The 11,763-nt window shown below is 38.3% G+C and carries 18 protein-coding genes and 1 riboswitch; of the genes, 10 read left to right on the top strand and 8 right to left on the bottom strand.

The annotated features are described in order from the left end of the window. The 3 genes from QZ413_RS09095 to QZ413_RS09085 form a co-directional block, all read right to left on the bottom strand. Positions 1 to 298: arsenate reductase (thioredoxin) (locus QZ413_RS09095; protein ID WP_297079475.1), on the bottom strand; the 298-nt coding region annotated here is incomplete at its 3' end. Positions 299 to 304: 6 nt separating this feature from the next. Beyond that, positions 305 to 1,354: an ACR3 family arsenite efflux transporter gene (gene arsB, locus QZ413_RS09090; RefSeq protein WP_297079477.1), complete on the bottom strand. Its 1,050-nt coding sequence runs from the start codon at positions 1,352 to 1,354 to the stop codon at positions 305 to 307. Further along, positions 1,338 to 1,664, bottom strand: a complete 327-nt coding sequence (locus QZ413_RS09085) for a metalloregulator ArsR/SmtB family transcription factor (protein WP_297079473.1) — start codon at positions 1,662 to 1,664, stop codon at positions 1,338 to 1,340. Before QZ413_RS09085 ends, arsB begins: the two co-directional genes overlap by 17 nt. 317 nt (positions 1,665 to 1,981) lie before the next feature. Next, positions 1,982 to 2,117, top strand: a riboswitch (FMN riboswitch). A 110-nt stretch (positions 2,118 to 2,227) separates the two neighbouring features. On the opposite strand from QZ413_RS09085, the gene ribD reads away from it, so the two are divergent. The 4 genes from ribD to ribE are packed head-to-tail and all read left to right on the top strand — an operon-like array spanning position 2,228 to position 5,563. Then, complete coding sequence (ribD, locus tag QZ413_RS09080; RefSeq protein ID WP_297079472.1) at positions 2,228 to 3,301, top strand: bifunctional diaminohydroxyphosphoribosylaminopyrimidine deaminase/5-amino-6-(5-phosphoribosylamino)uracil reductase RibD; 1,074 nt, start codon at positions 2,228 to 2,230, stop codon at positions 3,299 to 3,301. Next, positions 3,286 to 3,903: a riboflavin synthase gene (locus tag QZ413_RS09075; protein ID WP_297079470.1), complete on the top strand. Its 618-nt coding sequence runs from the start codon at positions 3,286 to 3,288 to the stop codon at positions 3,901 to 3,903. The genes ribD and QZ413_RS09075 overlap by 16 nt, the downstream gene beginning before the upstream one ends. Further along, on the top strand, positions 3,896 to 5,083 hold the full coding sequence (gene ribA, locus QZ413_RS09070) for a GTP cyclohydrolase II (RefSeq protein WP_297079467.1): 1,188 nt from the start codon (positions 3,896 to 3,898) through the stop codon (positions 5,081 to 5,083). Before QZ413_RS09075 ends, ribA begins: the two co-directional genes overlap by 8 nt. 15 nt (positions 5,084 to 5,098) lie before the next feature. Continuing rightward, the gene (ribE, locus tag QZ413_RS09065) at positions 5,099 to 5,563 is read left to right on the top strand and encodes a 6,7-dimethyl-8-ribityllumazine synthase (protein WP_297079465.1); all 465 of its coding nucleotides are present in this window, start codon (positions 5,099 to 5,101) and stop codon (positions 5,561 to 5,563) included. A 17-nt stretch (positions 5,564 to 5,580) separates the two neighbouring features. On the opposite strand, the gene QZ413_RS09060 is transcribed toward ribE, so the two are convergent. Both QZ413_RS09060 and QZ413_RS09055 read right to left on the bottom strand, forming a co-directional pair. Beyond that, a complete protein-coding gene (locus QZ413_RS09060; protein ID WP_297079463.1) occupies positions 5,581 to 6,195 on the bottom strand; it encodes a DUF1349 domain-containing protein in 615 nt (204 codons plus the stop codon). A gap of 12 nt (positions 6,196 to 6,207) precedes the next feature. Further along, positions 6,208 to 6,660 (bottom strand): GNAT family N-acetyltransferase, encoded by a 453-nt coding sequence (locus tag QZ413_RS09055; protein WP_297079461.1) that lies wholly within the window; start codon positions 6,658 to 6,660, stop codon positions 6,208 to 6,210. A gap of 84 nt (positions 6,661 to 6,744) precedes the next feature. Here QZ413_RS09055 and QZ413_RS09050 point away from each other — a divergent pair, with 84 nt between their 5' ends. After that, complete coding sequence (locus QZ413_RS09050) at positions 6,745 to 7,275, top strand: GNAT family N-acetyltransferase (RefSeq protein ID WP_297079459.1); 531 nt, start codon at positions 6,745 to 6,747, stop codon at positions 7,273 to 7,275. Between the two features lie 112 nt (positions 7,276 to 7,387). Here the strand turns inward: QZ413_RS09050 and QZ413_RS09045 are convergent, their stop codons facing one another. The 3 genes from QZ413_RS09045 to QZ413_RS09035 all read right to left on the bottom strand — a co-directional run bounded on the left by QZ413_RS09045 (position 7,388) and on the right by QZ413_RS09035 (position 8,849). Next, on the bottom strand, positions 7,388 to 7,735 hold the full coding sequence (locus QZ413_RS09045) for a DUF6176 family protein (protein WP_297079457.1): 348 nt from the start codon (positions 7,733 to 7,735) through the stop codon (positions 7,388 to 7,390). A gap of 14 nt (positions 7,736 to 7,749) precedes the next feature. Continuing rightward, positions 7,750 to 8,043, bottom strand: coding sequence for a bacteriocin immunity protein (locus tag QZ413_RS09040; RefSeq protein WP_297079455.1), 294 nt, complete (start codon positions 8,041 to 8,043; stop codon positions 7,750 to 7,752). A 158-nt stretch (positions 8,044 to 8,201) separates the two neighbouring features. Next, positions 8,202 to 8,849 carry a DUF998 domain-containing protein gene (locus QZ413_RS09035; protein ID WP_297079453.1) on the bottom strand — a complete coding sequence of 216 codons (648 nt, stop codon included), beginning with the start codon at positions 8,847 to 8,849 and terminating at the stop codon, positions 8,202 to 8,204. Positions 8,850 to 9,104: 255 nt separating this feature from the next. On the opposite strand from QZ413_RS09035, the gene QZ413_RS09030 reads away from it, so the two are divergent. From QZ413_RS09030 to QZ413_RS09010, 5 genes are all read left to right on the top strand, one after another. Further along, the gene (locus QZ413_RS09030) at positions 9,105 to 9,836 is read left to right on the top strand and encodes an HAD family hydrolase (RefSeq protein ID WP_297079450.1); all 732 of its coding nucleotides are present in this window, start codon (positions 9,105 to 9,107) and stop codon (positions 9,834 to 9,836) included. Beyond that, positions 9,833 to 10,117 carry a GNAT family N-acetyltransferase gene (locus QZ413_RS09025; protein ID WP_297079448.1) on the top strand — a complete coding sequence of 95 codons (285 nt, stop codon included), beginning with the start codon at positions 9,833 to 9,835 and terminating at the stop codon, positions 10,115 to 10,117. Before QZ413_RS09030 ends, QZ413_RS09025 begins: the two co-directional genes overlap by 4 nt. A gap of 41 nt (positions 10,118 to 10,158) precedes the next feature. Continuing rightward, on the top strand, positions 10,159 to 10,299 hold the full coding sequence (locus tag QZ413_RS09020; RefSeq protein WP_297079445.1) for a hypothetical protein: 141 nt from the start codon (positions 10,159 to 10,161) through the stop codon (positions 10,297 to 10,299). Between the two features lie 46 nt (positions 10,300 to 10,345). Next, positions 10,346 to 10,720: a MerR family transcriptional regulator gene (locus tag QZ413_RS09015; protein WP_297079443.1), complete on the top strand. Its 375-nt coding sequence runs from the start codon at positions 10,346 to 10,348 to the stop codon at positions 10,718 to 10,720. Positions 10,721 to 10,796: 76 nt separating this feature from the next. Next, positions 10,797 to 11,579 (top strand): SDR family oxidoreductase, encoded by a 783-nt coding sequence (locus QZ413_RS09010; RefSeq protein ID WP_297079441.1) that lies wholly within the window; start codon positions 10,797 to 10,799, stop codon positions 11,577 to 11,579. Positions 11,580 to 11,763: the final 184 nt, after the last annotated feature.

The following is an 11,763-nucleotide window of genomic DNA, read 5'->3' as shown; positions in this document are numbered from 1 at the left end:
AATGCTCATGTGTGATATGAGCTGGAATAACAGGGCAATTATCTAACGCATCGCCGCACAAGGTAATCACGTATTGTGCATCATTTAAAAAGTCTACATCAATGACTTCTGATTTGTTTTGGCTGATGTCGATACCGATTTCGGCCATGACTTGAATCGCTCGTTTATTGAGTCCGTGAGCTTCAATTCCCGCACTACGAATCTCCCAAATGTTAGGATCGAAAATTTTTTGTGCCAAACCGTCTGCAATTTGGCTACGACATGAATTTCCCGTACATAAAAAATAGATTTTTTTCATATAGAATCAACTCCTAGTTGGTGTAAACACTGTTTTTAATTTTAAGGCGACGTGGACCAAGGCGATCAATACGGGCACTTCGACTAAAGGTCCGATCACGGCCGCAAAAGCCTCACCCGAATGGATACCAAATACCCCAACTGCGACAGCGATTGCCAGTTCAAAATTGTTACTTGCAGCAGTAAAGGATAACGAAGCAGCCACAGGATAGGTTGTCCCCAAACGTTTGGATAAAAAGAAAGAGACAAAGAACATTAAAATAAAATAAAGCAATAACGGGATGGCGATACGTAGTGCATCAAGTGGTAACTCAATAATTTTATCGCCTTTTACCGAAAACATCATGACGATCGTAAACAAAAGCGCCACCAAGGTAATTGGACTGATTTTAGGAATAAATACACGGTAGTACCATTCATCCCCTTTGATTCTAGTTAAGACAATATGGGTCAAAAAACCTGCTAGAAAAGGAATCCCTAAATAGAAAAAGACGCTTTTTGCAATTTCAATCATGGTAATACTTAAGGCATGTGCTTCTAAACCAAGTAAATTCGGTAGCCAAGTCAAAAAGAAAAAGCCAAATAAAGGATAAAAGAAAATTTGAAACAGTGAATTGAACGCAACTAGGCCTGCAGTATATTCACGATCGCCCTGAGCTAAGTCGCTCCATACAATGACCATCGCAATACAGCGTGCCAAACCAATCATAATCAAACCAGCCATATACTCTGGATAATCACGCAAAAAAACAATGGCCAAGAAAAACATCAAAAAAGGACCAATGATCCAGTTTTGAACCAAAGAAAGGAGCAATGTTTTCCAATCTTTAAAGACAAGACCGATTTTTCGGTAATTCACTTTTGCTAAAGGAGGATACATCATCAAAATTAATCCAATAGCTAACGGAACATTGGTCGTACCAAATGAGAGTGTATCGATCGTTTTAGGAACGCTCTGGAAAAAATAGCCGATCGCAATTCCTATACCCATAGCGCAAAAAATCCATAGAGTGAGATAGCGGTCTAAAAAACTTAACTTTTTAGTCACAGTGTGAATCCTCCTGACATGTTTCTGTGTGACACACACAATGTGTCGAAGTCGAAACTAACTGATTCATATCGGTTTGAATTTTAGAGAATGCGGAATCATTCAAACGATAATAGCACCATTTTCCTTTTTTTGTTATCAGGATCAAATTCGCTTGTTCTAATAATTTCATGTGATGCGAGAGTGTCGGTTGGGTAAAGGTAAAATGTTCTAATAAATCGCAAGCACACAACTCGCCACAAGAGAGTAGGTCAATAATTTTTAAACGATTTGCATCTGCGAATACCTTAAAAAGCTTTGCTTGTAAGATGTAATCCATAATTCGTCTCCTTTTTTTATAGATAGATCATTATCTATGTAATGAATTCTTTTTAAATATAGATAATGATCTATTTATTGTCAATAAAAAAATTTTTTTCATGTAGTATATCATTGAATAAAAAAACATATAGTGAATAAAAAAAAGAAAATAAAATCAAAAATCCTACTTAATAAGTGTTTAAGTGCAGTAAGCTGTAAATAACAAAGCCAAAATAACAAGAAAAAAGGATACTCGACTTGCTTTTATCAGAGAAACATCCAAGTTTAGTGCTTGACGAAAAATAGTCGATACGTTACGATACTGCATGAATTGAATATATTCTTCGGGGCAGGGTGTAATTCCCGACCGGCGGTGACAAGTAGTATGCTTGAAGTCCGTGACCCGCTTATTGCGGTGGAGCCAGTGAGAATCTGGCACCGACAGTTAAAGTCTGGATGTGAGAAGAAAAAAACCAGTGTAAACCAAGGGTGGATTCTGCCTAAAATTGGAAATCAATGGTCTTATTTCAGCATGTCTCGTATTTTATGAGACATGCTTTTTTTTGTGAAGGAGGCGATAAAATGCATGATCAGTACATGGAAATGGCAATCAGAGAAGCCAAAAAAGGAATTGGCAACACGTATACTAATCCATTAGTCGGTGCAGTGCTCGTTTGTGAAGATGAGGTCATTGCCACAGGTGCACATTTTGCTTATGGTGAGAAACACGCTGAACAAGTGGCACTCGATCAATGTAGCGCCCCTGAGCTTATATCTAATTCAACGTTATATGTCACCCTAGAACCTTGCCATCACCAAGGTAAACAACCTGCTTGTACGCAAGCTATTGTAACTAGCGGGATCTCTCGTGTAGTTATTGGACAACTTGATCCGAACCCGTTAGTTGCTGGAAAGGGAAAAGCTTTTTTAGAGTCGCAAGGAATCGAAGTGATCACAGGGATTAAAGAGATAGAAGTTCGAGAATTAAATCCAGCATATTTGACATTTTACGAACAAAATCGACCCTATGTGACCTTGAAACAAGCAATTACGCTAGATGGGAAGATCGCCTATGATAGAAACCAACAAACTACTATCACGTCCAAATCTGCCTACGATATGGTGCATGATGAGCGTGCAAATTACCAAGCGATCGTTGTCGGTAGTCAAACTGCTTTGACAGATGATCCTCAACTGCTAGCTACCACAGTTTCAAATTTTCCGCCGGTTAGAGTGGTATTGGATCGTCGTGGGCGGATATTTGAGCAGATGGATCTACAGCTGTTTCAACCTAGTGAAGTTCCAGTGTTGATTTTAACAGAACAAGTATTCATTCCAGATATGCCAGATCATGTGACAGTTCATAGTTTGGAAACACTCACGATTCAGCAAGTATTAGCCTACCTAGTCACTCAAAAAATTCAGTCATTGTATGTTGAAGGAGGCGCTCAGATTCATGATGCTTTTTTAAAAAGTGAACTTTATGATGAAGTGATCACGTATCTTTCTCCAAAAATACTTGGAGGAACAAGCGTACCTAGTTTTTCAAGTGACCAATTGCCACGATGTTCTTATTTGAGCATCACACAGGTACTAACAGTGGGGGAAGATCTGAAAATCACAGCTAGGAGGTTAAGTACATGTTCACCGGATTGATTCAAGGCGTCGGGACGATTCAAGAAATGACGCGTCTGGGTGCTAGTTTAGAAATGACGTGTCGTGCTTCAAGTGCCATGTTGGCGGAGTATCATTTAGGAGATAGTATGGCGATCAATGGCGCATGCTTAACGGCAACTAAACGTACTGCTACGACCTTTACCGTTTTGATTATGCCAGAAACCGTAAAACGAACGACATTTGTACATTTAAAACGTGGAGATCAAGTTCATTTAGAACGAGCGATGCAACAAACACAGCGCTTCGAAGGCCATTTTGTGTCCGGACATATTGACGGTACAACGCGCTTGTTAAAAAAACGAACAGTAGGTCAAGCGCTAGTGCTGACTTTTGCTTATCCACCACAGCTACAAGGCCAAATTATCGCCCAAGGATCGATTGCGCTTCACGGAGTAAGTTTAACGATCATCGAGACTACAGCTCATTCGTTTTCAGTCAGTTTAATCCCGCATACAAGTGAACATACACTGTTAGGAAAGTTAATGTTAGGCGAAAAAGTGAATATCGAAACGGATATGATTGGAAAATACGTTCAAGCAACAAAATACCGAGTTGAATTGGAGAAAATCAAATATGAATAAAGTGGAAAAGGCTCTTGCTTGGCTAAAAAAAGGCGGATTAATCGTGCTAGTTGACGACGATGATCGAGAAGCAGAAGGTGATTTAGTAGGCCTAGCAGAACATGCTACAAAAGAAATGATTAATTTTATGGTTACCCATGGCCGGGGCTTGATCTGTGCGCCCTTATCTGAAGAAAAAGCACGACAACTTGCGCTACATGAAATGGTCACAGAAAATAGCGATACATTTAAAACAGCATTCACAGTGAGTGTCGATCACATTCAAACAAGCACAGGGATATCAGCTAGCGATCGTGCCCAAACCATTCGTGCACTAGCTGATCCTAACGCTAAAGCAATTGATTTTCATCGACCGGGTCATGTGTTCCCTTTGATTGCAAAATCAGCTGGTTTAACCGTCAGACGTGGGCACACTGAAGCCGCAATTGAATTAGCCAAACTGGCAGAGTGCCAAGAAGCTGCATATATTTGTGAGATCCTAGCTGATGATGGTACGATGGCTCGAAAATCAGCATTGCAACAACTCGCAAATAACTGGAAGCTCCCGTTTCTAACGGTAGAAGAGCTAGCAGCATATAGCCAAGTTCACCAAGAAACCAGTGAAATCGTCCAAGTGAAGTTGCCAACAGCTTTTGGTGATTTTGACTTGCGACTTTTTGAAGATGAGCAATCGAAAGAACAGTTGTTGCTATCTAAAAATCTAACTACTCAAACAGAGGAGCCTTTATTCGTGCGCATCCATTCAGAATGTTTCACTGGTGATGTATTAGGATCTCATCGATGCGATTGCGGCGAACAGCTGCACATGGCGATGAACCAGATCGAGCGCGAAGGTCGAGGTGCGATTGTATATTTAAGACAAGAAGGACGCGGGATTGGTTTAAAAAATAAATTACGTGCCTATCAGCTACAGGAACAAGGATTAGATACGTATCAAGCCAATCAAGCATTAGGTTTTTTACCAGACGAACGTAACTATACTAGTGCGGCTAAAATATTAAAGCAAGTTGGGATCAAAAAGATCAAATTGCTAACGAACAATCCAGATAAAGTGAGCGAACTTGCTGCATTAGGCATTGAAGTAGTAGAGCGTATCCCACTGGAAACCATACCGGTATCAGAAAACAAGCAGTACTTAAAGACAAAAAAGGAAAAATTTCATCACTATTTAACAGTTTGATGAATGGAGGAAAAAATGATTATAGAGGGTATTTACCAAGGAGAAACTAAAAAAGTAGCGATTGTAATTGCACGTTTTAATGAATTTATTACATCTAAATTACTTAGTGGGGCAATCGACAATCTAGTGCGACATGGTGTTTCAGAGGAACAAATCGATGTATACTGGGTTCCTGGAGCATTCGAGATTCCATTTATTACCAAGCGACTAGTAGAAAATAAACAGTATGATGGTATTTTAACGCTAGGCGCAGTGATTCGTGGTGCAACTAGCCATTACGAGTTAGTGACCAATGAGGTAGCCAAAGGGGTTGCTCAAGTCGGGTTACAGGCAACTATTCCGATTATGTTTGGTGTATTAACCACTGAAACAATCGAGCAAGCAATCGAACGTTCTGGAACGAAGGCTGGAAATAAAGGGAGCGAAGTAGCACAAGGATTACTAGAAATGATGTCTTTGAATGATTTGATCACGATCTAATGAAGAAACCCACGCAGCTATTGCGTGGGTTCATCTGGTTGTTGACCGTCATGAGCGGGCCATTTGCATGCTGTAAGGCTCATATCGGTAAACGTCGCAGTAAAAGAAGACTCTTCGGGACTACACGCATAGATACCAAATCGAATGGAGTCTTGAATATTTTGCATATGGCAAATCCGCATTTGTTCGAAATGAATGCCATCAAAAGAAGATTCAAGACAAAAATCATCTTCACGGCGGCTTAATCGATACCAAATTTCTGAAATTGTCGCATCGATAGTGCTTGTGGCCCAATCGGAATAGCCATTATTGGTGACGACACTGCCCAAGTGCTGGAACTGCTCATTTTCATATTCGCTAGAAGCTTTAAGCCAAGTCTGACTGTCTAGATACATCACGATGCCACACTGATCAAAGCGATGATGACGCTGTGCGGTCGTTTTCACTTGAAATGAGAAATAACGTTCCGTCGTTTCTAGTTGAAGAACCGGAGCATTATCATTTTGAAAATGATAATACGTTCGTTGCCATAGATCCGTATGAGGCTCCGTTGTAATCTCGATCTTATCGGGTTGAATAACGGAGTGCTTTGGCGCACGTGTCCAATTAAGTTTTGTTACATCAACGTTCATGTTGTTCCTCCTTTAGCTTAAATCAAGCGTCATCATCGTACTTTCTGCATTAAAGCTAAACCCGATTTTTTGATAGAATGGGATCACTTCTGAAGAGCCGGTCATTAGAAATAGTCTGTTGATATGTTCCTGTTTGAGTTCACGTGAAACATAGGTCATCAAACGTTTTCCCATGCCCATTTTTTGACTATCAGGATGAATATTAAATTCATCAACTACAAATTGTGACCAATCATCAAAATAATAATCGATACGACCCAAGCACATTCCTAAGATCATATGTCTATCAGTAAGAATAAACCCACGCGCATTGCTGCCGCTCATTGTGGTTTCAATGCGGCGCTTGGCATCTTCATTGGACCAAGAATTGTACCAAGGCGCATCTTTGTAAGCTGCAACCAATCCTACTGCACAAGAGGTTAAATCTGCTGGTGTGTAAGAGCGAAAATCAATTGATTCCATCATAAGGCGTTTCAACTCCAATCTATTATTTTCACTTAGTTTATCGTAAACTAGGACAAGAAGATAGTAAAAAAGGAGTGGGAGTTCATGAGTAGATATTGTTTAGAAACGCCACGTTTGGGATTTCGCCCATTGACACATGAAGATGAAGAAGACGTAGTGGCCTTGAATCAAGATCCTAAAGTCATGCATTTTTTTCCAGATGTGATGAGTGTTGCCCAATCACAGGCTTATATCGAAAAATCGATGGCACATTTCAACACGTATGGTTATTCTAACTATGCAGTTGAGCTTAAGGAAACGAACACATTTATTGGTTTCATGGGATTGCTGAAGATTGGATTTGAGCATGAATTAAAGGGTCAAGTTGAAATTGGTTGGCGCTTAAAAAAAGACTATTGGCATCAAGGGTACGCCGTAGAAGGTGCACGGGCGCTTTTGGACTATGCGAGCCAGCTTGGAATAAAAGAGGTCTATAGTTTTACCGCAGTAATCAATCTTCCTTCTGAGCAAGTGATGAAACGGATCGGCATGACGTATGTAAATGAGTTTTTACATCCGAATGTTGAGGAAACTTCAGTTCTTCGTCCACATGTGCTTTATGTAAAGAGGCTGTGACAGAAGTGGGCAGCTCCAGAAAATAAGCCAAATAATCCCGATAATAAGTTCACCTATTTCGGTAATTATTTGGCTTATTTTTTAAGGAGCTACTTCTGGAACGCCGTTTCTTTTATTCCATCTGTTGTCTGATATTTTTTGGGATCATGATGACTTCTGGTGTCAGATCTACAGGACGAAAAGTCTTGTCGATACACTGTTCCCAATAGGCTAAATGTTTTTGATCGATCCAATGTGTCGAGTCTTCAACTTCTTGACCACCTTCGCCTTGAATCGAGTACCAGTATAAGTATTCGTGTCCATCTAATACTTCACGAAAGATCGTTTCTACGTACATTTTCTCAGCTTCTAAAGTCAGTAAGGTTTCGTGCATATGTTCGTTTAAAAAGGCGAGCCATTCATCGACAAGATGAGAAGTTCCTTTTACGACACGAAAACGAGTTAATTCAACGTTGATCATTTATCTTCTCCTTTTTAATACGTATAACGTAGTTCACTCAATGCAAGGATCTCTTTAACTAATTTTTTATTTTCAGGATTTAAAGCAATACGATGTTTGAGCAAGCAATTGGAAACATCTAAATTGAAGCGACTCAAAATAAGTGGGAAAGCGTTCAAATCATTAGAAAATTCGGTCACGTAGTTTGCAAACAATTCTCTTAATGGTCGTTCGTTAGAATCATTTAGATGTTTAATGAGTTCCATTAGATGATCGCACGCAATTTCAGTACGTTCCTTTCGACCATCGTACCAATTTACAGTTTTCATATTTATCACCCCTATGCTTCAAGTTTACGCTTGATAGATCGTTTTTTCCAATAGTTTTGAAAAAAATTACAGTAAAAGTTATTCTTATAAAATTTTGACTAAAAAAACCCACTAGTTAGACTAGTGAGTAAAAAAAGCAACAAGATTAGATATCATAGTTATTGAGCTAGAACTACAGATTTAGATGATTGAAAAACGGGTTTTGTTTTTGGTGCAAGGGTAAGTACAAAGAAAACAATCGGCATATACATCATTGCCATGGATAAACGTTGATAAATTCCTGCGAAATCTAAGCCAATATATTGCGCATAACCATTTAGAAAAGCGCAAATAATCGACAGTGTACCAATAACAAAGAAGCGTCTTGCGAAAATAGGAGTTTGTTTATAGAGGACAAGTCCAATCAAAAATGGGAAGAACAGCATTCCAAAGCTACCAAGAATCGAGGCAAGCTCATGAATCAAGGCAGTATAACCTGTAGCACTATCGATACTAAACAATCCGGAAAGTAAGCATTCACCAATCGCAAAACTTGCTAGAGTGCAGCTTACAGCAAGACTCTTTAGAGAAGATGTCTTACTTTTTAAGTAGTCCATCAATCCGACTAATCCCAAAAGTAAGCATGTTCCAGAAAGGACTGAGGCGAGGCTAAACGCATAATATACCGGGCTATTGACACTACCTAATTCACTAATGACCTGGGTTAGTGAATTATACTCAGGATAAAATAATGCTAGAAGATAAGGTGTCGTAAAATCGATTAAGACAAATCCTAGCAATAAATAGCGAAAATGTTGTTTGATCATATTCATCCTCTTCTTTCTCATAACGGTTCTTGTTTTATTGTTGTTCTTAGTGTAGCCGTATGAACTTAATTGAAGCTTAAGATAGAATAAAATGAAATAAATTAAACGAATGTACGGAGATCAATACGTATTTTATAATCTGTTTTCGATTACTATTATCGCAAAAACAATAAAATTATAAAAAATAAAAATACATCATCTAGCCAGTTGCTTTTTTGTTATACTAAAAAGAGTAAAAACAAAGGAGAGTTATCCATGTTAGTATTTGATTTAGACGATACCTTATATGATCAATTGATTCCATTTCAAAAAGCGTATGAGGATCAGTTCCATATGAAAGATATCAACGTTGAGGAGTTGTATCGATTAAGCCGCAAGTATGGCGATGAAGTGTTTGTTGCTTCAGAAACAGGGAAGATGTCCATGCAAGCGATGCATCGCTATCGCATTCAAAAGGCTTTTTTCGCATTAGGACAGACGATCACGGATACACAGGCAGATCAATTCCAAGCAAATTATCGAAAGTATCAGCAACAAATCACGCTCAATCCATTCATGGAAGAGATCTTAGACTACTGTGTAAAATATCAAATCGAGATTGCATTACTCACAAATGGCGCCTCTAATTATCAACGTAATAAAATCAAACAACTACAGCTAGAAAGATGGTTTTTACCGAATCGCATCTTTGTTTCAGGAGAAGTTGGTATGATGAAACCTGATCCAGAAATTTTTTCTCATGTCGCACGTCAAGTCGATAAACTTCCTGAAGAATTGTGCTTGATTGGAGATTCTCTTGAAAATGATATTTTGGGAGCTATAAATGCAGGTTGGGATGCTGTTTGGTTGAATAAATACCATATCTCTGCTACACACCAAGTTGAACCAAAAGCTATCTGTCATACGAGTAAAGAAGTTCTAGACTGGGTGAAACATCAATCGGACATCGATGCATCTAAAGTAAATCTAGGAGAACTCGAAATATGACACTCACTATCATACCCGTGACCCAAGAAAATTGGCGGCAAGTAATCAAATTACAAGTTTCTAAAAAACAAAAACACTTTATTGAGTCAAATGCCACCTCTTTATTAGAAGCAGCTTACGACAAATCCTATAATTGGCAACCATTTGCATTAATGACCGATGAAAAAACGGTAGGATTTGCGATGATTGGTGCTTATGATCAAATGCAAAAATATATTTGGTTAGATCGTTTTATGATCGATCAACACTTTCAAAGTAAGGGATATGGACGGTATTTTTAGAAAAATTATTAGCGTTTATAAAACTTACGTGGAGCGTAGAGATGGTCGTATTGAGTACTCATCAACAAAATAAGGCAGCTATTTCGTTTTATGAGCAAAATGGATTTGTCAATACGACTCGTTTAGATGAAGAAAATGGGGAACTGATGATGACATATACGTATGCGGAAATAAAAAATTGAAATAGGATTCATCAAAAAAAGTTTTTTAAAAGTTAGGAGAAACCAAATGAGCTATACTATCGGACAATTTGCCCAACTTGTTTCACTATCGATTGATACGTTACGTTTTTATGAAAAAGAAGGGTTGATCATTCCAAAACGAGATTATAAAAATCACCGCGTATTTAATGAACAAGATGTTACTTGGATTAATTTTATCAAACGTTTGAAACAAACAGGTATGCGTTTAACAGATATTAAAGAATATGCTCATTTACGTTATCAAGGAGATGAAACGATTGCCCAGCGCTTACAATTGTTGTATCAGCAGACCGACTATTTAAATGCGCAGCAAGCTGAACTGACGCAACATCTTAATTTTTTGCATACAAAAATAGCAATTTATCAAAATATGCTTCATGAACAAACCATAAAAAAATAAATAAAAAAATGTACTTGACCTAGAGTACACTCCAGGTCTTATCCTTTAGTTATTCACTAAAAGGAGATGTAAGAAGATGACAAAAAAATATACAGTCATTACTGGAGCAAGTACTGGAATTGGTCGTGCGACTGCGAAAGCTTTTGCTGCCAGACAAAAAAATTTGATTTTAGTTGCGCGTCGTGAAGAAGCTTTGATGCTCGTAAAAGAAGAGTTGTTAGCAGAATACCCAAGTCTCGATATTATTGTAAAATCTATAGATTTAAGTGTCCCAGATGAATGCATAAAGTTTTTTAAAAGTCTTGAACAATTTGAACTCGAAACATGGATCAATAATGCAGGTTTTGGACATTACAGCACATTTCGTGATCAAAATGTACTTCGCACGCAAGAGATGATTCGCTTAAATGTAGAAGCTGTTACGATTTTATCGTTGTTATTTGTCCAAAAATATCAAGATGTTTCAGGTACACAGTTGATTAACGTGTCTTCAGCAGGTGGATATACGATTGTACCTACTGCCATTACGTATTGCGGCACAAAATTTTTTGTTAGTGCATTTACTGAAGGATTAGCCCATGAATTAAAAGCTGCGAATGCTCCGATGCAAGCAAAAGTATTGGCACCAGCGGCAACGAAAACAGAATTTGGTAAAGTAGCCAATAATGATGCAACGTATGATTATGATCAAGCCTTTGGGATGTATCATACGAGTGAAGAAATGGCTGAATTTTTATTGGCTTTATATGATAGTGAAGAAACGGTAGGTTATGTCAGCCGTGAGCATTTTCGATTTGAATTAACGCAACCTCAATTTGCCTATGCAAATCAAGCTGGTGTCAATCAAAAAAACAAGTAGAGCAAGTCTTTTGACGGAAAAAATGTCGATAAATATACTATAGGTATAGCTAGTGAACAAACAGACTATTTAGTAGTCTAATGATTGTAAACTTATGATGACTAGCGCTTTGTGCAACTGCCCTTGCACAACAAGATCCCCCTTGAATGTAGACTTGGGGGATCTTTTTTAGTATTTTCTAGTA

Origin of the sequence: uncultured Enterococcus sp., from assembly GCF_913775425.1 — a bacterium.
Lineage (GTDB): Bacteria > Bacillota > Bacilli > Lactobacillales > Enterococcaceae > Enterococcus_G.
The sequence above is the reverse complement of the archived record's forward strand: the minus strand, read 5'-3'. Positions and strand labels throughout refer to the sequence as shown.